General features: G+C 71.7%; 20 protein-coding genes. 7 read left to right on the top strand and 13 right to left on the bottom strand.

Annotation, left to right across the window (positions count from 1 at the left end; all coding sequences use genetic code 11):
• Window positions 1-75: 75 nt before the first annotated feature.
• Entirely contained in the window at window positions 76-1212 is a 1137-nt protein-coding gene (locus tag ACZ4U1_RS01765; RefSeq protein WP_467898300.1) for an FAD-dependent oxidoreductase, read from the top strand.
• Between the two features lie 66 nt (window positions 1213-1278).
• Here the strand turns inward: ACZ4U1_RS01765 and ACZ4U1_RS01760 are convergent, their stop codons facing one another.
• Window positions 1279-2019: a DUF4097 family beta strand repeat-containing protein gene (locus ACZ4U1_RS01760; protein WP_467898297.1), complete on the bottom strand. Its 741-nt coding sequence runs from the start codon at window positions 2017-2019 to the stop codon at window positions 1279-1281.
• 182 nt (window positions 2020-2201) lie between these two features.
• Between ACZ4U1_RS01760 and ACZ4U1_RS01755 the strand changes: the two genes are divergently transcribed.
• Entirely contained in the window at window positions 2202-3158 is a 957-nt protein-coding gene (locus tag ACZ4U1_RS01755; protein WP_467898294.1) for a hypothetical protein, read from the top strand.
• 16 nt (window positions 3159-3174) lie between these two features.
• On the opposite strand, the gene ACZ4U1_RS01750 is transcribed toward ACZ4U1_RS01755, so the two are convergent.
• Window positions 3175-4050 carry an alpha/beta hydrolase family protein gene (locus ACZ4U1_RS01750; protein ID WP_467898291.1) on the bottom strand — a complete coding sequence of 292 codons (876 nt, stop codon included), beginning with the start codon at window positions 4048-4050 and terminating at the stop codon, window positions 3175-3177.
• Window positions 4051-4193: 143 nt separating this feature from the next.
• Here ACZ4U1_RS01750 and ACZ4U1_RS01745 point away from each other — a divergent pair, with 143 nt between their 5' ends.
• The 3 genes from ACZ4U1_RS01745 to ACZ4U1_RS01735 all read left to right on the top strand — a co-directional run bounded on the left by ACZ4U1_RS01745 (window position 4194) and on the right by ACZ4U1_RS01735 (window position 8119).
• The gene (locus ACZ4U1_RS01745; protein ID WP_467898288.1) at window positions 4194-4937 is read left to right on the top strand and encodes an HAD family hydrolase; all 744 of its coding nucleotides are present in this window, start codon (window positions 4194-4196) and stop codon (window positions 4935-4937) included.
• A complete protein-coding gene (locus ACZ4U1_RS01740; protein ID WP_467898285.1) occupies window positions 4934-7330 on the top strand; it encodes a glycoside hydrolase family 65 protein in 2397 nt (798 codons plus the stop codon). The genes ACZ4U1_RS01745 and ACZ4U1_RS01740 overlap by 4 nt, the downstream gene beginning before the upstream one ends.
• Window positions 7331-7519: 189 nt before the next feature.
• Window positions 7520-8119, top strand: a complete 600-nt coding sequence (locus tag ACZ4U1_RS01735) for a hypothetical protein (RefSeq protein ID WP_467898282.1) — start codon at window positions 7520-7522, stop codon at window positions 8117-8119.
• Window positions 8120-8277: 158 nt separating this feature from the next.
• Here the strand turns inward: ACZ4U1_RS01735 and ACZ4U1_RS01730 are convergent, their stop codons facing one another.
• A complete protein-coding gene (locus ACZ4U1_RS01730) occupies window positions 8278-9144 on the bottom strand; it encodes a class I SAM-dependent methyltransferase (protein ID WP_467898279.1) in 867 nt (288 codons plus the stop codon).
• A gap of 140 nt (window positions 9145-9284) precedes the next feature.
• On the opposite strand from ACZ4U1_RS01730, the gene ACZ4U1_RS01725 reads away from it, so the two are divergent.
• Together ACZ4U1_RS01725 and arr are read left to right on the top strand one after the other, a co-directional pair.
• Window positions 9285-9869 carry a TetR/AcrR family transcriptional regulator gene (locus tag ACZ4U1_RS01725; protein WP_467898276.1) on the top strand — a complete coding sequence of 195 codons (585 nt, stop codon included), beginning with the start codon at window positions 9285-9287 and terminating at the stop codon, window positions 9867-9869.
• A gap of 97 nt (window positions 9870-9966) precedes the next feature.
• Complete coding sequence (gene arr / locus ACZ4U1_RS01720) at window positions 9967-10395, top strand: NAD(+)--rifampin ADP-ribosyltransferase (protein ID WP_467898273.1); 429 nt, start codon at window positions 9967-9969, stop codon at window positions 10393-10395.
• Window positions 10396-10437: 42 nt separating this feature from the next.
• On the opposite strand, the gene ACZ4U1_RS01715 is transcribed toward arr, so the two are convergent.
• The 10 genes from ACZ4U1_RS01715 to ACZ4U1_RS01670 form a co-directional block, all read right to left on the bottom strand.
• Entirely contained in the window at window positions 10438-11349 is a 912-nt protein-coding gene (locus ACZ4U1_RS01715) for a GNAT family N-acetyltransferase (protein WP_467898270.1), read from the bottom strand.
• A 354-nt stretch (window positions 11350-11703) separates the two neighbouring features.
• Complete coding sequence (locus ACZ4U1_RS01710) at window positions 11704-14937, bottom strand: trypsin-like serine protease (protein WP_467898267.1); 3234 nt, start codon at window positions 14935-14937, stop codon at window positions 11704-11706.
• 1 nt (window position 14938) lies between these two features.
• Entirely contained in the window at window positions 14939-15259 is a 321-nt protein-coding gene (locus ACZ4U1_RS01705) for a trypco2 family protein (protein ID WP_467898265.1), read from the bottom strand.
• Window positions 15260-15373: 114 nt separating this feature from the next.
• On the bottom strand, window positions 15374-16288 hold the full coding sequence (locus tag ACZ4U1_RS01700; RefSeq protein WP_467898262.1) for an NAD-dependent epimerase/dehydratase family protein: 915 nt from the start codon (window positions 16286-16288) through the stop codon (window positions 15374-15376).
• Entirely contained in the window at window positions 16285-17367 is a 1083-nt protein-coding gene (locus tag ACZ4U1_RS01695; RefSeq protein WP_467898259.1) for a cytochrome P450, read from the bottom strand. The genes ACZ4U1_RS01700 and ACZ4U1_RS01695 overlap by 4 nt, the downstream gene beginning before the upstream one ends.
• Window positions 17368-17411: 44 nt before the next feature.
• Window positions 17412-18194, bottom strand: coding sequence for a glycosyltransferase family 2 protein (locus tag ACZ4U1_RS01690; RefSeq protein WP_467898256.1), 783 nt, complete (start codon window positions 18192-18194; stop codon window positions 17412-17414).
• Window positions 18191-19669, bottom strand: a complete 1479-nt coding sequence (locus ACZ4U1_RS01685) for a class I adenylate-forming enzyme family protein (protein WP_467898253.1) — start codon at window positions 19667-19669, stop codon at window positions 18191-18193. Before ACZ4U1_RS01685 ends, ACZ4U1_RS01690 begins: the two co-directional genes overlap by 4 nt.
• Window positions 19669-20409: a glycosyltransferase family 2 protein gene (locus ACZ4U1_RS01680; RefSeq protein ID WP_467898251.1), complete on the bottom strand. Its 741-nt coding sequence runs from the start codon at window positions 20407-20409 to the stop codon at window positions 19669-19671. The genes ACZ4U1_RS01685 and ACZ4U1_RS01680 overlap by 1 nt, the downstream gene beginning before the upstream one ends.
• A complete protein-coding gene (locus ACZ4U1_RS01675; protein ID WP_467898248.1) occupies window positions 20406-21434 on the bottom strand; it encodes a 3-oxoacyl-ACP synthase III family protein in 1029 nt (342 codons plus the stop codon). Before ACZ4U1_RS01675 ends, ACZ4U1_RS01680 begins: the two co-directional genes overlap by 4 nt.
• 235 nt (window positions 21435-21669) lie before the next feature.
• Window positions 21670-22656 carry an NADP-dependent oxidoreductase gene (locus tag ACZ4U1_RS01670; protein WP_467898245.1) on the bottom strand — a complete coding sequence of 329 codons (987 nt, stop codon included), beginning with the start codon at window positions 22654-22656 and terminating at the stop codon, window positions 21670-21672.
• Window positions 22657-22693 lie beyond the last annotated feature (37 nt).

The raw sequence follows: 22693 nt of genomic DNA, 5'->3' as shown, positions 1-22693 counted from the left end.
GTTGGCGCCGGCCGACAACGGCACCGGCACCGGCCATCGGCATCGCAATCGTCCACGGTCAGGAAGGAAGCCCCCATGACCACCGACATCACGATCATCGGCGCTGGGCTCGGCGGCCTCACACTCGCCCGCGTCCTGCACGTCCACGGAATACCGGCCACCGTCTACGAGGCGGAGCCCTCCCCGGCTGCGCGCTCACAGGGCGGCATGCTCGACATCCACGACTACAACGGCCAACTCGCCCTCGAAGCAGCAGACTTGATGGACGAATTCCGTGGCCTCATCCTGGAGGGCCGCCAGGCACTGCGGATCCTCGACCCGGACGGAACCGTCCTGCTCGACAAAGCCGACGACGGCACGGGGGGACGCCCCGAGGTACAACGCGGCGAGCTGCGACAGATCCTGCTCGACTCACTCCCGGCCGGCACCGTCCGGTGGGGGCACAAGGTCAGCAGCACCCGTACCCTCGGCGAGGGCCGCCACGAGGTGACGTTCGCCGACGGCAGCACCGTCGTCACCAGCCTGCTGGTCGGCGCGGACGGCGCGTGGTCCCGGGTCCGGCCGCTACTCTCCGCCACCACACCCGAGTACACCGGCAAGTCGGTCGTCGAGACCTATCTGTTCGACGCCGACACCCGGCACCCAGCCGCCGCGAAAGCGGTCGGTGGCGGGTCGATGATCGTGCACACGCCGGGCCGGGAACTCTTCGCGCACCGGGAGAGGGGTGACACTCTGCACGCCTACGTGGGGCTGTCCGAGCCGCAGGACTGGTTCGACGCCATCGATTTCGCCGATGCCGCCGTGGCCACGGCGCGGATCGCGAAGGAGTTCGACGGCTGGGCGCCCGAGCTCACCGCGCTGATCACCGACTGCGACACCGCGCCGGTCCTGCGCCCCCTCTACGCCCTGCCGGCCGGGCACCGATGGGACCGGGTGCCCGGGGTGACCCTGCTCGGCGACGCCGCCCACCTCTCGGCCCCGAACGGCGAAGGCGCCAACCTCGCCATGCTCGACGGCGCCGAACTCGGCAAGGCACTGGCCGCCCAGCCCGACGACATCGAGGCCGCCCTCACCGCATACGAGGAGGCCATGTTCCCGCGCAGCACCGAGGCTGCCACCTTCGAGGGCGCCGAGGCCCACGGGACCGACTCCGACAACGACCCGATCCACGCCCTGATCACCGCGCTCACTCGGCAGGAGCAGTCCCGGTAGGGCCCCCGGAGACCGCGGGGGAACCGGTGGCCCAGCTGCGTGCCGGCCACCGGGCCCTTCCGCCCGCTACCCTGCCGATTTCACAGTCAAGTCACCGCTCGTCGTCGACAGGTCCAGGCGGTACTTGCCTGACGGATCATTCGTGAACGCCACTTTCTTGTCGCCGTCGGCGTTGTTCGCCGAGATCCGGTACTTGGCAGGCGGCGCCGTGACCGTGAGATTGCCGCTGGTCGTCCGGGCCTTGATGTTCTGCGGGGTGACCGTCTGGATCGTCACCTCGCCGTTCGATGTCTGCGCGACGATGTCGCCACCCTTGGCGTCCTTGACGTCGACGTCGCCGTTGGACGTGCGCAGCTTCACAGGGCCCGTCGCGCCGGTCACCGCGATCTCACCGTTGCTCGTGTGCACATCGACCGGACCCACACCGGCCAGCGTGAGGCCGCCGTTGGACGTGCCCCCCGTCACCGGAAGACCGGCGGGCACCTTGACGACGTAGTCGACGCCGCAGTTCTCACCGCAGCCGGAGAGCGTCAGGACGCCGTTGCTGACGCGGAAGGACGTGCCACCGGGCTTGTCACCACGGTAGTTGACCTTGCGGTGGACGGAGACCGAGGACGCGTCGGCCGAAGCGTCCACCGTCACCTGTCCGTTCCTGTTGTCGAGACGGACGGAGGTGACTTTCTGGGACACCTCGGCGTCGTCCTCGAAGGTGCTGTCCTGACCGAGTGCCGAGCACGCGGAGAGGCCTCCGACTGCGAGAGCAGCCAGAGCCACTGCAGTAACGACGCGGGTCTGTGGGCGTTGCATGAAGGTCCCCCGTGTGGAGCGAGTCGAATCGGTGGTCAGTCCCTGCGATCGTACGCAGCCAAGATCACCTTTCCACTGGGGTAAACCCCCCGATGCGCATCGAGTGATCACGCAGGGTGTGTGATCGATAACGATCTGGGCTCAGCCCTTGCGGGTGGTGTGATCCGTTTTAGCCTCCGGCCATGGGATTTCTCTCAAGCCGCCGCAAACGGGCTCGTCTCGCCCCCGAACTCGACGACCAGGAACTGGGCAGACTGCTGAAGTCCCTGCTGGCGACCACCAGGACGGGAACGATCGCCACCACCGACCTGTGTACGGCCCAGCTGTCCCGGCTCCTGGACCAGGACCCGGGTGACTGGGACCGCCGTACTCACCGCATCAGCGTCCTCGCGGACTTCCTCGCCGCATCGCGTCTGCCGGGCTCCTGGGCCGCGCGTGAACCCCGTAATGCGACCGCGCTCGTGCTGCACGCCTGGTCCCAGGTGGCACAGACCCACGCCCAGGACCGTCCGGGCGACACGGATGACGCCGTGGAAACCTGCCTGCGCGCCGCCGAACTCGCACCGGACGATCCCACCCCCTGGGTGGCCCTGCTCAAGGTGGCGCGCCGGCAGCGCTGGAAGCAGCCCCAGGTGTTCGGGGTGTGGAACGAGGTGCTCGCGCGTGACCGCTGGAACCGCGAGGCGTACATGAACATGCTGGGCTACCTCACCCCGGAGGAGGGAGGCTCCCGGCTCCAGGTTCTGGAGTTCGTCGACGCGCTGTGTGCCCGTATGCCCTCCAACGCGCCCTGCGCCGGGACGGAACTCACCGCGCAGATCTTCCAGTACCACGCCATTCTCGGCCGGGGCGGATACGAAGCACTGGTGGCGCGGACCCACTGGTCCCAGGGGATGGCCGCCCAGGCGCTCGACCGTGTGGCGCACACCTGGGGTCAGCCGGGATTCCTCCGTCACGCCAAGGCCCTTGCCGACCTGAACCTCCTCGCCTACGCACTGATGGCCGGCGATCGCCGGGTCGAGGCCGGGGCGGTGTTCGAGGCCATCGGTGGGATCGTCACCGCCTGGCCCTGGCAGGCAGGCGGCGATCCCCTCGCCGAGTTCGAACAGGCACAGCGCAGAGCCACCGTCGGCCTGTGAGCCGAGGGCCGTTGCCTCAGCAGTCACCAAGGTGCCGCCGGAAGAAGGCGGCCGCCTCCTCGCCGACCCGTACGCGGACAGCCGGGTCGGCGGGTTCCGGGGCGAAGAAGTCGTCGTGGCGGACGTCAGGGCCGGCCGAGCAGCCAGTCGCTGTGGGGATGTGCTCCAGGTACGGTTTGGTGTCGACTTCGTACGGGTTGACCGTGTCCGCTCCACCCCAGCGGATGCCCACAGGAACTCGTATGGTTGCCAGGCTTTCCGGGGTCACGAGGCCGCCGACTCCGGGGGCCACCTGGAACACCGCCCGCACTCGAGGATCCGAGAGGTCTGCTGCGGCGGCATCCAGCACACGTCGTGACGACTCGTCCCGTTGGTGCTTCTTCCGCAGCGCCTCCAGCGCGCCGGGGAACTCGGGGATCTCCGGCAGAGGGACCGTTCCCGTCAGTACGGCCGACACGATCTGCGGATCGAGACGGGCCCCGGCAAGGGCCGCCGCCGTGTAACCGCCGAGGGAGAAACCCGCCACGCCGACCGGACCGAGCAGCTGTTCCCGGGCGAGCGCTTCGAGGGTGAAGGAGACGTCCAGGGGCCGCTCCCATACGTGGAGAAAGCCCTCCGGCTCGTAGCCGTCGATGTGGTTGTTGCCGTGGTGATCAAGGGCCACGACACGGAAGCCCGCTTCGTACAGCGGTCGTACCAGCCACTCCATGCTGCTGCCCGAACCCCCGGTGCCGTGTGAGACGACGACCAGCGGAGCAGGCGCAGGCTGTGGGCGGCTCGGTTCCCACAGGTAGAGACGGACAGGACGCGGACGAGTCGGATCCCGCAGGTCGTGTCGGGACTCGTCGTGCAGGACACGTATCAGCGGCTGTCCCGGTCCAGAGATCGTCATGGTGACATCGTAGGGAGGCCGCTCGCCCCGAGTGCTGGTCTTGCGTTGGGCCGCCGCTCCGCCCTCGACCGTGCGGGTGTCGTCCGGCGTGCCGGACGGTGGCCTGACGTGAGCGCCCGCGGGTGCCTCATAGCCTCGGCGACATGCTGGGGCTTCCTGCTCATGTCCGTGCCTGTCTGTTCGACCTCGACGGTGTCCTCACCCAGACCGCGAAGGTGCACGCGGCGGCCTGGAAGGAGATGTTCGACGGCTACCTCCGCGAACGCGCGACACGCGAGGGGACCGCGTTCGTGCCCTTCGACGCGGTGGACGACTACGACGAGTACGTCGACGGACGCCCCCGCGAGGACGGCGTACGCACGTTCCTCGCCGCCCGGGGGGTGCACCTGCCCGAGGGAACACCGGACGACCCGCCGCGAGCGGAGACGGTCAACGGACTGGGCAACCGCAAGAACGCCCTGGTGCTGCAGCGGATCCGCGAGGACGGGGTGGAACCCTACGAGGGCTCGGTCCGCTTCCTCCACGCGGCACGCGAGGCCGGCCTGCGCCGGGCGGTGGTGTCGTCCAGTGCCAACTGCCGAGACGTCCTGGCCGCGGCCGGCATCGAGGACCTGTTCGAGGAACGGATCGACGGAGTCGTGGCGCGCGAACGCCGCCTGCGCGGCAAGCCCGCCCCGGACACCTACCTGGAGGCGGCCCGCGACCTCGGCGTCGAACCGGACGAGGCCGCCGTGTTCGAAGACGCCCTGGCCGGCGTCGAGGCCGGGCGGGCGGGCCGGTTCGGCGTGGTCGTGGGCGTCGACCGGGTGGGCCAGGCGGACCAGCTGCGGGCGCACGGGGCGGACATCGTCGTCCGTGACCTGGCCGAGCTACTGGAGTCGCGGTGATCACCCATCCCAGCTACACGGTCGAGCCGTGGTGCCTGCGCGAGACCGAGCTGAACCTGGACGTGCTCGCCCAGAGCGAATCGGTGTTCGCGCTGTCCAACGGACACATCGGGTGGCGCGGCAACCTGGACGAGGGAGAGCCGCACGGGCTGCCCGGCGCCTACCTCAACGGCGTCTACGAGCGGCACCCGCTGCCCTATGCGGAGGCGGGCTACGGATATCCCGAGTCCGGCCAGACGATGATCAACGTCACCGACGGCAAGATCATCCGTCTGCTCGTGGACGACCACCCGTGCGATCTGCGCTACGGCCGGCTGCAGGAGCACGAACGCGTTCTGGACTTCCGCTCCGGCATCGTCAACCGCACGGCGCGGTGGACGTCGCCCGGCGGCCGCACCGTCCGGATCACCTCGCAGCGGCTCGTCTCCTTCACCCAGCGCGCGGTGGCCGCGATCGTGTACGAGGTCGAGCCGGTCGACGGACCGACCACGGTGGCCGTGCAGTCCGAGCTGGTCGCCAACGAACAACTGCCCCGCCTCCACGGGGATCCCCGCGTGGCCGCGGCGATCGAGTCCCCTCTGATCGCCGAAGAGCACTTCGCCCAGGACACCCGTCTGCGGCTCGTGCACCGCACCACCCACAGCGCACTGCGGGTGGCGGCAGCGGCCGACCATCTCGTCGAAGGCCCCGAGAGCACGCGCTGGACGGCGCAGAGCGAGCCCGACGTCAGCCGTCTGACGGTGACCGCGGACCTGGTGCCCGGGCAGGCGCTGCGGCTGGTCAAGTTCGTGGCCTACGGCTGGTCGGGGGAGCGCTCACTGCCGGCCGTGCACGACCAGGTGGACGGAGCGGTGGCGGCCGCGGTCAGCACGGGCTGGGACGGGCTGCTCGCCGCGCAACGGGCCTACCTGGACAGCTTCTGGGCCGGCGCGGACGTCGAGGTCGAGGGCGACGCACAGATCCAGCAGGCGGTGCGGTTCGCCCTCTTCCACGTGCTCCAGGCGGCGGTCCGCAACGAGAACCGGGCCATCCCCGCGAAGGGCCTGACCGGCACCGGGTACGACGGGCACTCCTTCTGGGACACCGAGTCGTACGTGCTGCCCGTCCTGACGTTCACCGCGCCGGAAACCGTCGCGTCGGCGCTGAGGTGGCGGCACCGGATGCTGCCCGCGGCCCGGGAACGCGCGCGCCAGCTGGGCCTGTCGGGAGCCGCGTTCCCCTGGCGGACGATCGACGGCGCCGAGAGCTCCGCGTACTGGCCGGCCGGCACGGCCGCCTTCCACATCAACGCCGACATCGCCATGGCCGCCGTCCGGTACGTCATGGTGACCGGGGACGAGGACTTCGAGCGCCGTGAGGGTCTCGACCTCCTCGTGGACACCGCCCGGCTGTGGCGTTCCCTCGGACACCACGACGCGGAAGGCGTCTTCCACATCGACGGGGTCACCGGACCCGACGAGTACAGCGCCATCGCCCGCGACAACCTGTACACCAACCTGCTGGCCCGGCAGAACCTGCTGGCCGCCGCGGACGCTGCCGCGCGCCACCCGGACCGGGCCGCGGAACTCGGTGTCGACGACGAGGAGACCGCGGTGTGGCGGGACGCCGCGGCTCGCATGGCGGTGCCGTACAACGACTCCCTCGGCGTGCACGAACAGTCGGCAGGGTTCACGAGTCTCCAGCGCTGGGACTTCGAGGCGACCCCACCCGAGCACTATCCGCTGCTGCTGCACTACCCCTACTTCGACCTCTATCGCAAGCAGGTGGTGAAGCAGGCCGATCTGGTGCTGGCCATGATGGAGTGCCCGCACCTGTTCACCGAGGAGCAGAAGGCGCGCAACTTCGCCTACTACGAAGCGCTCACCGTCCGCGACTCCTCCCTGTCCGCGTGCTGCCAGGCCGTGCTCGCCGCCGAGACCGGGCACCTCCGGCTGGCCTACGCCTACCTCGGCGAGGCCGCGCTGATGGACCTGGACGATCTGGAGCACAACACCCGCGACGGGCTGCACATCGCCTCCCTCGCCGGCACGTGGATCGCCCTGGTCGCGGGTTTCGGCGGCCTGCGCCGGTACATCGGCGAAGACGGAGAACCCGATCTGCCGGCGTTCGCACCGCGCCTGCCGGAGGCACTGTCCAGGGTGGCGTTCACCGTGCTGGTCCGCGGACGCAGGCTGAAGGTGGACATCGGCCCGTCCCGCGCGCGTTACCGGCTGGTGGAAGGCGAGCCTCTGGTCGTGCTGCATCACGGGGAACCGATGACCGTGACCACCGACGCCCCGCTGGACCGTCCGGTGCCCCCCACACCCGCGCGGCCCGAGCCACAGCAGCCACCGGGCCGTCGCCCGGCGGGCCTCGTCACCGGAGAGGAACAGCAGGCGGGGACACAGGACTAGGTTCTTTCGTTTGGATCACCCGCCAAGTGCCTACAGTGCTCAGGCGTGGCGATTTCGTAGCTACTTACAACTTCCTGTCTGGTGGGTTGGGCACCGAGTACTGTCTTCCTCAAACGCGCACGGCTACCACGACGACGGAGGTCGGGCCCTCCGCGAGCAGTGGGAACAGGACCTTGGGGGACGTCAGTCATGCCACCGACGACGCAATCACCAGCCGAAGAGGTCTGGGAAGACTGGCGGAGATCGCGGATCGACTCCCTGCTCCCGATCTCCGGCTTCTCAGCCCTCGTCATCTTCGGGGCACTCGCCTACTTCAAATCCCACTACCGACTGACCATGACGGACGACTACGCCGCGATGAGCTCTGCCGCCATCATGGTCATCCTGGTCCTCGGGTTCGTCGAAATGCACGCGCTGGCCACGATCACGCGGCAGCTCGTGAGTCAGGCTTGGGAAGCGGGATTCGACACAGACGGGGACACGCTTGGAAGCCGGGTGGTCAAAACCCAATTACGGAGTCTGCGGCTGACAGTCTTCACTTGGATGCTGCTGTGCCTCTTCATGACCGCGGCCCTGATCCTCACCTTCCTGTGGGCGGCCATCGACGGCCACGGACCTGCTGGTCTTCTTGCCGGCTACACACTCATCGTCACGATCGTTGGTCTCCTGTTCGTACTGGCAACGGCCTTTGCAAAGGTCTACGCGGAGTATCGCACCGCAGCGTTCGGCGACGTGTTCCCCCTCAACGGAAGCAGCACCGCCCCAGCGGCCGAAGGTCCTACCGAGTAGCGTCGCCCCGATCGCCTGGCAACGCCGGCCCGCCTGTGACAGCGAGCGGGCCTTTCTCTGTCTGCTCCATCGGGCAGCGTGTGCGTGGCGTGGTAGCCAGGGCGGCAGGCACATTGCCGGATCTCCCTCGGGGGCGCCCGATGATCCAAACGAAACCCCTAGGACCTGGCCGACGAGCCGCCCGGGCGGTCCGCCGTGACCAGCCACGACGTGCTGCGCAGCCGGACCGTGCCGTCCGTCGCCTCGTGGTCGCGCAGGTGGTCCGTCAGGGTGCGGCGGGCGCGGGCCCGTGCCGTCGGGTCCGCCTGCTCCATCAGGTGACGACCGGGGCCCGTTCCCAGCAGGAACCGCGCCGCGTCCTCGGCTCCGTCTCCCCATGCCCCGTAGGCCTGCGTCTGCTCGATGGTGATGCCGGTGAATCCCGCCGAGGTGAGGACGTCGCGGACGCGGTCCGGCGCGGCCAGCGAGAACATGCCGGGCAGCCCCGGCTGCCCGAAGTCACCGACCGGCAGGAAGTCGCGCAGCGCTGCCATCGCCGTCACCCAGTCGTTGAGCGTGGCATCGGCCGGGCAGACGAACGCCAGGCGACCGCCGGGGCGCAGCGCTCGGCCGACGTTGCCGAACGCCGCTACGGGATCGGTGAAGAACATCACCCCGTAGCGGCTGATCGCCGCGTCGAACGCCCCCGCCTCGAAAGGGTGGGCCTGTGCGTCCCCTTGGCAGAACGAGACGTTGGTGATGCCCTCTCGCTCCGCGCGGGCCCGGGCCTCGGCCAGCATCGGACCGGACAGGTCAAGGCCCAGCGCGCGCCCCTGGGGCGCCCGGAGCGCCGCGAGGCGCGTGGTCTGCCCGGAACCGCAGCCGACATCGAGGGTCCAGTGGTCCTCAGCGATTCCGGCGGCGTCGAGAAGGGGCTGGTCGAACCCCTCGTTCACGGCGTTCCAGCGGTCCTGGTTGCGGGCCCAGTGGGCTCCTTCGGGGCCGTTCCACGCCTGAGCCTGCTCAGCGTTGACGATGTCCGGCACGGGTGCCTCCTGTGAGGGGCGACGGAGAATGGGCGTACGCCCAAACAGTATGGGCGCATGCCCATACTGGCAATCCCCGCTACCATCCAGAAGGTGGCGCCCCCTTGGAGGGCGGCGGAGGCGGAACGGAAGAGGAGCCCATGTCACCGCGCGGAGTGGCGACACCGGACGTACGCGAGCGGCTTTTCGCGGCCGCCGAGCGTGTCGTGGAGAGGGACGGGCCCGGCGCGCTCACCAGCCGGTCCGTCACCACCGAGGCGGGCTGCGCCAAAGGACTGTTGCACGCGCACTTCGCCGGGTTCGACGAGTTCGTGGCCGAGCTCTGCCTCGACCGGTTCGCACGGACGGCGGCGAAGGCGCGGGCACTGTCGGGGCTCGCCGGCCAGGGCACGGTGACGCGGAACCTCGAAGCTGTCGCCCTCGCGCTGTTCGACTCCGGCGGTCCCGCCATCTCGGGCCTGGCCATGACCCGCCCCGCCGCCGCGCTGCGCATCCGCGAGGCCCTGGAAGGAGGGGCCCCCGGGTTCACCGCGATCCAGGACGCCATCGCCGGCTACCTGAAGGACGAGCAGAAGCTCGGCCGGGTGGCGGAGACTGTCGACCCGTGCACGGTGAGCCTCGCCATCGTCGGCACCGCCCACCATCTGCTGATGACCAGCCGGCCGGGCACACCTGATCCACGGCCTCCCCTGACGCGCCTGGTGGCAGCGTTGGTGGACGGCTAGCTCGCCGGTGCCGTCGGCCTGTTCGTGGTGCGCGTCACGAGCCGCGGTAGCTGCTGTGGTTCCCTGTTATCCCAGGCCCAGGCCGAAGGAGTAGCCCATGACCAGCGCCCCTGTCCCCTTCCAGGTGTACGAGGAAGGAACCTACCTGCACGGTACGAAGGCCGATCTTGTTCCGGGGGATCTGTTGATCCCCGGCCACGCGTCCAACTTCGAGGAAGGGCGCACCTCCCGCCACGTCTACGTCTCCGAGACCCTGGATGCCGCTGCCTGGGGCGCCGAGCTGGCAGCCGGCGACGGACCGGGTCGGATCTACGTGGTGGAGCCGACCGGCGATCTGGAGGACGATCCCAACGTCACCGACAGGAAGTTCCCGGGCAACCCCACCCGTTCCTATCGCACACGCGAGCCCGTGCGCATCCTGTCGGAACTCAAGGGGTGGGTCGGGCACTCTCCCGAGCAGATCGAGGCCATGCTGAACGGGCTGGCCGACCTTCGCCGCCGTGGCATGGCCACGATCCTGGACTGACGAGTGCCGCCGAGCCCGCGGGAGCCTCCGCGAGGCAGTGGCCTAGAGGCCACCGGCTCGTACCGGCCCGGGGCCCTCGTCCGGGAGCCGTGGCGCTCGACCCCCTACGCCCTGGTCGGCTGTTGGGGTCCGGCGCGGAGCACCGTTCGGTGGAAGGAAACGCGCCGATTTGCGGGCCAGTAGGGCGGAGAAGTGTTCACGTGCGTCAGGGCGCAGCCGTGCCAGGGCGACCATGCCGGTGATGACGGCGTCGGCGATCTCGTCCTCGACGTCTGTCCATGAGTGGCTGTGCCCTTTCCGGGGATTGGTGCCCCGGGCGCCGATGACGGCCTGCGCGGCCTCTCCCACCTCCTCGGCGAGCTTGAGCACTTGCAGGGTCCACTGCTCCTCCGGCTGGAGCCCGTTCTCGGTGTCGAGGCGGCTGAACGCGTCGGCCAGACGCTGGATCGTGTCCCAGTCGCCGGCGGCAGCGGCACCCGTGTGGCGCTCACCGGATGGTCGCGGCACCGCGGTCCTGCGCATGAGTGCGGGATCGCTGGAGAAGCCGAGGGCCTCGTACAAGGGCCTGGACTCGTCACTGGCGTGCAACTCGAAGAGGGTGACGCCTTCTTGCTCCAGGTCGCCGAGGAGCGCTGTCAGGGCGGCCCTGGCATAGCCGCGGCGACGGTAACCGGGGAGCGTGGCCACGGCCTGGATGCGCGCGGCCAGTCCCTCTGGGTACCGAGGCGCGGGCAGCACGGGGCTGACGAGGGCCAGCGCACAGGTGACGAGTCCGGCGCCGGGCGCGTCGACGACGTAGGCCCGGGCGTCGCCGTCGGGCTGAAGGCGTCCGGCCAGCTGGTCCCGGCACAGGGCCAGCCAGGCCGTATCGAGCGGTCGGGAGAGGATCAGCTCCGATCGCAGGCGGGTGATGCCTTCGGCGTCGTCGGGCGTGGCACGGCGGGCAGTGGTCATGGACCGGTCCTTCGTGTTCTGTCGATGGGGGAGGCGGCAAGGAGGAGACGGCAAGGGGGAGGTGGCAAGGGGGAGGTGGCAAGGGGGCCGGCGTTCGGGCCGTTACCCCTGTGGTTCCTGCCCGGTCCCGGGGGAGGGGTCAGGCAGGAGTGGGCGTCCGCGGGTCGGTGATGGGGGTGAAGCGGGCGGGTGCGTGGCCGATCGGCACGCCGGGGCGCCAGTCGCCGATGCTCTCGCCGGGCTGGTCGGCCGGCTCCCCGCGCCGGCGGGTGACGAGTGCGCCGAACCACCCGCTTCCGGGCGGGGCAGGCTGTGCGGCCCGACGTGCAGGAGCTTGGTGTCTGACATGGTCAGTCAGACGTCTCCGTTTCGGCGAACGCGAGTGGAACTGCGCATCATGGCGTCGATGAACGCGCCCACGCTCGCCTGCTCGGTGGCCTCGGCAGGGTCGGAGGCCATCACGGTCACATGCGTCGACAGTGCCATCGCACGGCTCAGGTGTGCCGTGGCCTCCGTCATACGGCCCGCCGTCACCAGGGCATGGACGAGGCGGTTGCGGGTCGGTGCCTCCTCGTAGGGGTCGTCCGTCTCGTGGAAGAGGCGGCATGCCTGCTCGAACAGGGAGGCCGCGTCGTCGTACTGCCCGGCACGCTCCGCCGCCTCTCCGCGGCCACGCAGCACGAACGCCTCGGCATGCGGGTCCCCGCTCTCCTCCGCTATCGCCTGCGCCCGGTCCAGAGCGGCTGCCTCGTTTTCGCGCTGGTGTCCGGTGCCGTGGGCGAAGGCGAGGTCGATGAGGGCGAGGACTTCGCTGTACCAGTCTCCGTACTGCCGGAAGATGTCGATCGATCTCTCCAGGTGCCGCACCGCCTTCCGCAGCGCCGACCGGTTGTCCTGTGGCCGGCCCTGGAGCTGGAGCTCCAGCTCCTTCCTCTCCAGGGCGATCACCATGGCGGCTGCCCTGCGATCGGTGTCCAGTCCTCTGTGGTGCTGTCGTATGAAGTCGGCCGCCGCTCCCGGACGTGCGTCCGCGGAGGCCGCGTAGAGGTGAGCCCGTGCCCGTCCCAGCAGCCGGAGCGCTTTGCCTTCGCCGTACAGGTCCCCGGCCCGGCGGCTCAGGAACACCGCCCGCGTGCCACATTCGGCCGCCTCCAGGAGCTTGTCCGTCTCCAGCAGGACAAGCTCCTGGACCGGATGCAACATCGCTCTCTCGCGCAGGGTCTCGCCCAGACCGAGCAGTGCGGCCGCCTCGGCGGGCAGGTCGCCGAGACGCTGCTGAAGACGGATTGCCTGACGGAAGGCCTCTGTCGCGTTGTCGAACAACCGCTGGCGGGCCAGGACCCGCGCGAGATGGCTCAGGGCGACGCCCTCGCCCCGGGCATGGCCCAGCGAGTGATAGGTGCCGGCCGCCTCCCGCAACGGATCGACGGCCTCCAGCAGTCGCCCTTGCTCTGCCAGCGCTCTTCCCTGCCGATCCAGCGCGGCGGCCAGTTCCTCTTCCTGGTCCAGCTCACGGGCCGCGCGTACCGCTCGTTCCGCGATGGCCAGCCAGTCGCCGAAGCGACGCCGCAGCAGCAGGTATTCGTCGAGGCTACGGGACAACCGCAGCACCAGGTCCGGGAGTTGCGCATCCTCGGACGAGGCCACCGCGGCGACCAGTGCCACGGCCTCCGCGTCGAACCACGCCAGTGCTCCGGCCGGCTCCGAGGAAAAGCGCGACTTCCCGGCATGCGCAGGGCTCCACAGTTGCCGGGAGGCTTCCTCGGCCACCACCGAGTAGTGGTGCAGCAGCCGGTCGCGGGCCGCGCGGACGTCGTCGGGGGAGTCGCGCTCGTGGGCCAGGCCGGCGACGTACACGCTGATCAGGTCGTGCAGCCTCCAGCGGTTCTCGGGTGTCCCCCGGTCGACGAGGCTGGCACGGCACAGTGACGTCAGGGCGCGTCCTACGGCTGGGATGCCCTCGTCGGCGATGACGGCGGCCGTCTCGGTGGAGAAGTCGCTGCCCAGCCGCACCGACAGCAGTCGGAAGAGGCGGGCGTCGGACTCGGCCAGCCGCTCGTAGGACAGGTCGAAAGCGGCACGGACAGCGAGGTCGTCATGGACGAACTCGGCCAGCCGCTCGCGTTCGTCGGCGAGTCTCGCGACCAGCTCATCGAGGCCCAGGGCCGGATCCTCGCGCAGCAAGGCCCCGGCGATCCGCAGGGCGAGGGGCAAGTGCCCGCACAGCCGCGCCAGTTCCCGGGCCCGCCCCCGGTGCTCCGCCATGCGCCCGTCCCCCTCGCCCAACACCTTCTCCACGAGGGAGACGGCGTCGTCCGGGCCCAGCACCTCCAGCTTCATCGGCCGCACGCCGTCGAGACCGGTGAGCATCCGGCGAGAGGTGATGACGCCCCCTGTGCTCGGCAGTAGCGGACGGACCTGTTCGGGACCGGAGGCGTTGTCGACGACGACCAGACACCGCTGCCCCTGCTCGGCCCGCTCGGCAAGGACTTTCCGGTACAGCGCGCTGCGCTGGCCGGTACGCCTCGGGACCCGCTCCCCGGGCACGCCCAGGGCCAGCAGCAGGTCGTACAGCGCCGCGCCCGCGGCCTCGTCGTCGCCCTCCTCGTAGTCCCGGAGGTCGACGAACAGCGCCCCGCCGGGGAACCACCCTTGCTCCTCCGCCAACCGTGCGGCTTGGAGGGCGAGTTCGCTCTTGCCCACGCCGGGCAGCCCTGCGATCGCGACGACCGTCTCCCGGGAGTCAGGGGCGCGGGAGCGGGGGTCCCACGTACGGAGGATGGCGTCGAGTTCGGCCTGCCGGCCGGTGAAGTTCGGTGTGGCATCCGGAAGACAGAGGGCCAGGGACGGGACGATGTCCCTCACAGGTCCCTGGAGCACGGTGTCAGCCCCGGTGAGTGGTTGCGCGGTGAGGGGAACCAGTTTCGGTGCACCGTCCCCGTGGTGCTGCAGATACGCGACGAATCCGGGATCGGCGATGAACGTATGAGCGGGGCAGGCGTGCAGCCGGCGGTTCTCGTAGGCGTCGTCGTCATGTACGACCACACCGACGAGATGCTGGTGACAGAAAACGGCGCTGCCGGATGCGCCTCCCCAGGCTTGCCCGCCGCCCGGATGCCAGGCCGGAGCGGCGTCCACCGCCAGGACATAAAGGTCATGGGGAGCGGCGCCGCCGGCCAAGGGGGGAAGCGTTCCGTGCAGGTACTCGACGTTGCGCTGCCCATCGGCCTTCACGACCGCTCTGGGGAAACCCAGGGCCTTGTAGGGCAGTGGGTCAGTTCCGGCAGGCCGGCCCCAGCGCACCGTACCGGGCACCTCCACCGGGGCTTCGAGCAGGAGCAGAGCGACATCGCGGCCGCCGGGGTGGATCCAGCACACCGTCGCAGCGCGCCGCTCCCTTGCCTCGTGGTCGGGACCGGGATGCCCCACGCGCACGTCGATCCGCGGCCACGGAGCACCGGTGCTCTTGTTCACGACAGCGTGCCGGGCCGTGAGTACGAGGCTCGCCGCGATCAGGTAGCCGGAGGCCAGGCTGTGGTGCCGGTCCGCATCGCCGCTTCGGACGTCTGCCAGCCTGCGGGGGTCCAACTCAGTCCTCGCCGTCGTCCCAGGCGCCCGATTGGTTCTGGCTGATCTCGGGGCTGGTGCCGCCCGCAGCCCGATCCTTCACTTGCAGCTTCAGTGTCAACTTGTGGGTACGAGTGGAAGAACCAGACCCGCCCGCCCCGACGGTCGCCACCCCGAACTGCAGCTTCCCGTCCCCCTTGCCCTCTTTCCGTAGCTCCAGCAGCAGCTCCAGCTGGGCTTCCTCGATCTGGAAGGCGAACTGCTGCCCGGCTCCCCGGTCCTGGGCCTTGTACAGCTCCTGCCGCAGTTCCTCGATCGCCGCGGCCAATCCGGTCGTCGCCACGCTGGTCATCCCCCTTGGACACCGGTCTCGATACATCCGAGCATCGCTCAGGGCAGCAGTGTGCCAACCACGCCACGAATCGCCAACGCGGTGGGGCCGCCTTCCACCCTTCGTTCAGCAATGGGTGGCTATGGCAGCCGCATAGTCCGTGAGGAGGCGACCAGCTGTCCATCCCTGAGACTCGGCCTTGGACACGTCCAGAACGACCGAGGTGGCTAGTTGGTCGACCGCGTACGGGGTGAGCACCGGCTCGGTGCCGGAACGCGGTCCGGCCAGAAGCTGCGCAGCCCTCGCCGCCGTACGGGCAACGGGCGCCGGAACGTGGCGGATCCGTGCGCGTACGCCGTGGGCCTGAAGGACGGCCCGCACGGCCTGGTCCCGGTCGTACGGCGCCGGGTCGGCGATGTTGTAGGCCCCGGAAGGCCAGTCGGCCGCCGTGAGGCAGGCGTCGGTGAGGTTCTCGACGGCTGTCAGGCTGAGGCGGACACTGGGGCCGGGCAGCAGGAGCAGCCCGCGTCGGACGCGGGAGAGCAGCCGGGGCACCAGATGCGGGTCCCCGGAGCCGTAGACCGCCCGGGGCCGCAGGACGACGGCGCCGCCGGCGAGCGCCAGGGCCTCCCCGGCGGCCTTGGTGCGGCCGTACGCGTTCAACTGGCCGCGCACCGGGTGGTCTTCGGTGATGCGGGAGCGGCCGGGTCCCGGCTCGTACACGCTCGCGCTGCTCACCCACACCACCGGCCGTCCGGCAGCCGCCTCCATCAGCCGCGCCGTGCCGTCGACGTTCACGGCCCGCATCGCGGCCTCGGCACGGGAGCCGGGCAGTGGATCGCCGACCGCCGCCGCGCAGTGCACGACGAGGTCCGCGCCGGACAGATCCGGCACCTCGCGGGCGGCGTCCCACGGTATGTGCCGGCCGAGCGGCCCCGGCCGCCGCCCGACGCACAGCACCTCGAATCCCCGGACGGCGGCGGCGACGGCGACGTGGGACCCGCAGAAGCCGCTCGCACCGGTGACGGCGACGGTGGTCATCGATCCTCCTGTGTTCCGCGCGTGGCTCGGACGCTGAGCGACCGCCAGCCGGGCAGCGCGGCGCGCCGGTCCACGCGGGCGTGGACGACGGCGGGGCGGTACGCGGCCAACGCGGCGAGGAAATCGTCCAGTTGGGCACGGGCGAGCCGGGCGCCGGGGCAGGCGTGGGGTCCGGCACCGAAGACGAGCTGGGCCACGGCGGGCGGGGCGGGCCGATGGGCGTCCGGAGGGTCGCTGTGGGCCCGCGCGGCGTGCCGGGCCACCAGGATCAGCCGGTCCCCGGCCCGTACCGGGCAGCCGTCGAGGTCCGCCGCGGCCGCCGCCACGCGTGGCAGCAGGGGAGAGGGCGCGGTCACCCGGAGCAGTTCGCCCACCAGGACCGGGCGCAGCCGGTCGTCGGCGGCCTGGTCCCACAGCGCCGCGTCCGCGCACCAGGCGGCGGCGCGCGGGAGGGCCGCCACGGTCGTGTTGACGGCGGCGACCGCGAGCATCACCCGCAGGGCCGACTCCTCGGCACGCTCTACGGACCCGGCGGGGGAGAGCAGAGCCTCCAGCCGCCCCGCCGCCGCGGCGGCCGCCCGGGCGGTGCCGGGCGGCCGGGGTCCGGGCAGATGGTCGCGTACGGCGGCCGCCGCCGCGCGGGCGGCAGCCGCGGCGATGTGCTCCGGGTCCCCGGGGACGTCCAGGAGCGCCCGGACCGTGACCCCGGCCAGTTCGCGGGCCAACGGCACGAGGTCGACGGCGCGGCCCGCGCCGAGCGGGGCGAGGCGGTGGTCGAGGACCTGGCGCCACACGGGGCGCAGCCGCTGCACACCCGCCGCGCCGAGGTGGTCGGCGACCGCCCGCCGGGCGGCGCGGTGACCGGTGCCCTCCTGGTCGAACAGCGCGCCGCCCGCGGACAGCTCGCGGGCGGCGCCGCCGGTGGTGCCGCCCGCGGTGCGGTCCAGCGGGACGCGGGTGAGCGCGTGTCGGTACGCATCCTCGCCGTGCACCAGCACGGTGCCGCCCAGGCGGCTCACGGCCCGGCGGCGGGAGAGGGCGAGCAGCGCGAACAGCGCGGGGTGAGAGCGCGTGTACACGCGTCGGTCCCTGCGCCGTGCTGCCCGGGCCCCGGAAAGCGTGGTCATCGGATGTGCACCTCCTGCGGGTCGGCGGGCCGGAAGCGGCGGTCCCAGTTCCACAACAAGGTCCTGCGGGCGCCCCACGCCCGCAGCCGGCGGAGGCTGCTGTACACCACCATCCGTTCGGCCCGTGCGATCCGGTCGCTGTGCCGACGCGCCCGGTTGAGCAGGGCGACGTCCTCGGGCGGTCCCTCCAGCGGCACGCGCGGCGAGCCTCCGCAGCGCAGGTACAGATCGGCCGTGACAGCGAGGTTGTGGCCGTGGCACAGGACGTAGGGTGCGCGGTAGCGCGGGTGGCGGTGGGCCCTGCGGTAGCGGCCGTACAGCGCGGTCGTCCGCACCACCGCCGGCAGCAGGTACCGCTCGGCGAACGAGGGGTGCTCGTCCCGGCGCGGCACGCTCCGGCCGCAGGCCAGCTCCGTACCCCGGCCGAACTCGGCGCGGGCTGCGGCGATCCAGTCGGCGGCGGGCAGGCAGTCGGCGTCCGTACGGACGAGCAGCGCCGCCCCGCGCTCGATGGCGTACCGGAACCCCGTGTCGGCGGCGGCGCCGGTGCCCGGTTCCTCCTCCCGGACCACGTGCACGGGGAAGGGCGCGCCGGCGGAGAAGCGGTGCACCACGTCGGCGGTCGCATCGGTGGAGGCGTTGTCGACGACGACCAGCGCGAAGTCGGTGTCGGTCTGGTCGGCGAGCGCGGCGAGGGTGGCCCCGATCCCGGCCTCCTCGTTGTAGGCCGGCACCACCACCCACAGCGGCGGTGCCGACTTCGCCGGCAGGGCGGTCACGTGCGGCCCCCTTCCGCGAGGCGCCGGGCGGCGAGCCGGGCGGTGGCGGCCCGGTCGGGCTTGCGGGAGCGCCCGGACAACGGAATCTCGGTGAACAGGACCGCGTCGGGCCGGGCGGATCCCATCCGCTGGAGAGGCCTGTCCAGCGCCGCCCGCAGTGCCGCACGGTCGGTTCCCCGCCCCGGCTGCACGACGGCGACCAGACGCTCGTCGCCGTCATCGGCCGGTACGCCGACCAGCAGCGCCAATTCGACGCCGGGCACGTGCAGCGAGGGCTCGTACAGCCCCGGATAGATGTTCTCCGCGCGCCTGAGCACCATGTCCTTGGCGCGGCCCTCCAGCACGATCCGCCCCTCCTCCAGGCGGGCCCGGTCACCGGTGGCGACCCACGGGTCCGGTTCCTCGCCCAGACAGCGGTCGCGGGCCGCCGGGCCGGACAGCAGCAGCTCACCGGACGCGTCCACCTTCGCCGCCACTCCCGGAAGCGGTACGCCGACCAGGTCGCCGGCGCCCGTGTACGCGGCCTTGTCGGCCTGCTCCACCGCCGCAGCGGGGAACATCTCGGTCAGCGCGTACACGCCCCAGGCCTCCTCGGCGCCCGCTTCCTTGACGCGGGTGAGCAGCCCGGTGCTCGCCGGGGCCGAACCCGTCCACACCCGGCCCGTGAAACGGGCCCCCCGCGCCAGCGCCGACCGCAACTGAGGTGGGGTCAGATAGGTGGACGTCGGGGCCAGTTCGCTCAGCTGCCGGGCCAGGACGCGCGGGGACCGAGCGGGCAGCGCGACCGGTGCGCCGCTCGCGAGGGACGGTACGAGGACGAAGAACGTCCCGCCCAGGACCGGCCGTCCCGGCTCCGGACGTACCAGGTCGGTCACCGCGGTCATGCCGGCGGCCAGCGAGGAGCGGGTGTGCACCACCGCGCGCGGCCGGGACGTGGTACCGGAGGTGAAGACGATGACCGCGTCCGCGTCGTCGTCCACCGGCCGCGGCGGCACCACGCCCCGCGTGCCGCCGGCCATGGCGGGCGCGCAGCCGGGCAGCCGCGGCCCGACCGTGACCACCGGACCCAGCTCGGCCAGGTCCGGCAGCGCGAGGCGGGCCCGGCGGGCGAGCGGCCGGGCCCACCCGGCGACCGCCTGCGCGGCCGCGTCGGCGACGACGAGGCCGGGCCGGGCGAGGGCCAGCCGGGCGCGCAGCACGTCCGGTCCGGCACCGGGGTCGAGCACCGCCGCCCGCGCGCCGAGCCGGTGCACGGCCAGCATGACAGCCAGCGCCCGCGGCCCGGGCCGTACGGCGACGCCGACGGTCCCGGCCGGACCGACACCGTGCGCGTGCAAGGCGGCGACGTAGCGGTCGGTGAGATCGGCCAGGTCCCCGTACGTGGCCTTGACGCGGGTGGCGCCCGTCCGGGTGGCGCCGAGGACGGCGGGCCGGCCGGGATGGGCGCGCAGGGCATGGGTGAGCGCGTCGAGCATCAGCGCGGATCCTCCCCGTGCCGGCCCGGGCCCTTGTCGAGGTACCAACGGGCGGTGCCGATCAGGCCGTAGGCGCGCAGCCGCCGGGTCGAGTTCTCCACGATCATGTCGCGGGCGTGCACGATGGCGGTGGTGTGCCGGCGGACCCGGTTCAAGAAGAGCCGGTCGGTGGGGGAGGGGCGGCGCGGCATCCCGCCCACGGCCTCGTACAGCGCGGCGGTGACGGCCATGTTGTTCCCGGCGTGCATCCGGTACGGGGCGAGGTAGCCGTGCCGCCGCCGGTGCGCCGGGCGTACGCGCCCGAACAGGGCCGCGAGATGCACCAGACCCCGGAACACCGCCCGTCCGAACGGCCTGTGCTCGTCGCGCCGCGCCTCGATCCGCCCGCACACCAGACCGGCGCCACGCCCCAGCGCATCGCGTGCCGCGGCCGTCCAGCCGGGGTGCGGCAGGCAGTCGGCGTCGGTCCGGGCCAGCAGCGTCGCGCCGCGCCCGATGGCGTAACGGAAACCGGTGTCCACCGCGCAGCCCACCCCCTTCTCCTCCTCGCGCAGCACGTGCACGGGGAAGGGCGCCCGGCGGGCGAAGCCGCGCGCCACATCGGCGGTCGCGTCGGTGGAGGCGTTGTCCACGACGACGAGGGCGAAGTCCCTGTCCCGCTGGGCCGCGAGCGCCTCCAGCGTCGCGCCGATCCGCGCGGCCTCCTGGTGTGCGGGCACCACCACCCACAGGGCGCTCATGCCTTCTCCCAGACCATCGTCATGATGCTCACGCCGCCGCCCAGGCCGACGAACAGCACCCGGTCGCCGGGGCGCAGTCCGGCGTGCACGCGGTCCAGCTGCACACCCAGCGTGGCGCTGGCCATGTTGCCCAGCTCCGGCACGGTGACGACGAGCCGGTCCCGGGGTACGCCGGTGAGCTCGACGAACCGCTCCAGGTACGGCACGGTGACCTGGTGGACGAGAACGTGCCGGAAGTCGTCCCAGCCGAGTCCGGTGCGCTGCCGCATACGGTCGAGGACCGAGGTGCCGACCTTCTCGAACACGTCCCGCAGCTCGGCTCCGTCCCCGCGGAAGTAGGTGTACTCGTCCCCGCGGGGGTGACGCGAACCGCCCCCGAAGATCCCGCCGACCCGCCAGTGCTCGGAGTGCGTCTCGGTGTCCACGTCCAGGATTCCGCCCCGGTCGACCGCCTCCAGCACGACCGCGGCTCCCGCGTCACCGAAGGTGTAGCCCGCGAAGCCGTCCCGGAGCTGCTCGGGACTGGACGGGGCGTACCGGACCGCCCGGCTCGGGGTCTCCCCGGTGACCACGAGAGCCCGGCGGACCCGGCCGGCCAGGATCATCGCGCGGGCGGTGTCGATGCCGTTGGCGAAGCTGTTGCAGGCGTTCGTCACATCCAACGCGTGGGCCCGGGACCCCAGTTCGGCCTGCACGATGTGCGCCGTCGCCGGTTCGGCGACGTCCCGGGTGGCGGAGGCGAACACCAGCAGGTCCACGTCGTACGGCGTCAGCCCGGCCCGCTCCAGCGCGGTCCGCGCGGCCCGCACGGCCAGCGTGGAGGCGTACTCACCCTGCCGTACCGCCCGGCGGGCGACGATGCCGGTGGCCCGTTCGAGCATCCGTACCGGCAGGCGCAGCCCGGAGGCCGCGGCTACCTGCTCCTGGAGGTGCCGGGAGGTGATCTCGGAGTCCGGCAGGCAGGACGCCACCGCTGTGATGCCCACCCGCGGCACCGGGCCGCGAGCAGCATGGTCTATGTGCATGCGGTGCACGCTACGACCGGTTCCGGACAGCGTGCCTGAGCACGCGTACCTAGTCGACCTCGGTAAATGAGCGTGCGTACCCCGGCGGAGGGCAGCCGGCTCTCACTGGTGGACGCGTCCGCCTCCGGCGCGTCCCGGGGCTGATCGGCGATCACGGCACCGCTGGTCAGCAGGGCCACGCGTGAGCCGGGCCTTGGCGCGTGTTGCCGTTCCAGGCGGGCGCCGGAAGGCGAGCTTACGGGAGCTCGGGATCAGCAGCGACAGTCAGGACGATCTTTCCGGTGGTGTGGCCGGCCTCGCCCAACGCGTGTGCCCGGGCGGCTTGTTCGAGTGGGAATGCCTTGTCGACGATCACCCGCAGGCGGCCGTTCTCGATCAGTGCGCTGATCTCCCGCAGCCCCTGCTGGTCGGGTTCGACGAGCATGAACACCGCTCGCACCCCGGCTGCTTCGCACTGCCGGGTGGGGAAGGTGTCGTCGAACGGCAGGATCGAGACGAGGGTGCCTCCCCGGCGCAGGGTGCGCAGGGAGCGCGCCCAGTCGGGTCCGCCGATGCTGTCGAGGACGACATCGACGTCGCGGACGGTCTCGCCGACGTCATGGGTGCGGTAGTCGATGAGTTCGTCGGCGCCGAGCGTGCGCAGCAGGTCGTGCTTGGCGGCGCTGGCGGTGGCGATGACATACGCGCCGCGGGCCTTGGCGATCTGCACGGCCAGGTGGCCGACACCACCGGCGGCGGCATGGATCAGGACACGGTGTCCTGGCTGGACATGAGCGGTGTCGACCAGGGCCTGCCACGCGGTGAGCGCGGCCAGCGGCAGGGCACCGGCTTGGATGGGGTCGAGGCCGCGTGGGCGCGGGGCGAAGTGGCGGGCCGGTGCGGTGACGTACTCGGCATACCCGCCTGCGGGGTGCGGGAAGCGGGGCATCCCGAACACCTCGTCACCGGGCTGGTGGAGCGTCACGCCCGCGCCGACGGCCTCGACGACTCCGGCCACGTCGAAGCCGAGGATGAAGGGAGGTGTCGCCCCGGTGGCGAAGACACCGCGTTCGCGGGTTTTCCAGTCGGCGGGGTTCACACCCGCCGCGTGAACCCGGACCAGGATCTCGCCCCGGCCCGGCTCCGGTCGCATCGTCTCGATGACCTTCAGGACGTCGGGGCCTCCGGCCCTGTCCTGGGATACCGCACGCATGGTGGAACGGGTGGTGACGGGCTGGGACATGAAGGTGTTCCTTCCGCGGAGGTACAGGGGATTCTCG

It is taken from the genome of Streptomyces sp. NPDC028928, from assembly GCF_055564915.1.
This window is presented reverse-complemented; position numbering and strand designations above follow the sequence as displayed.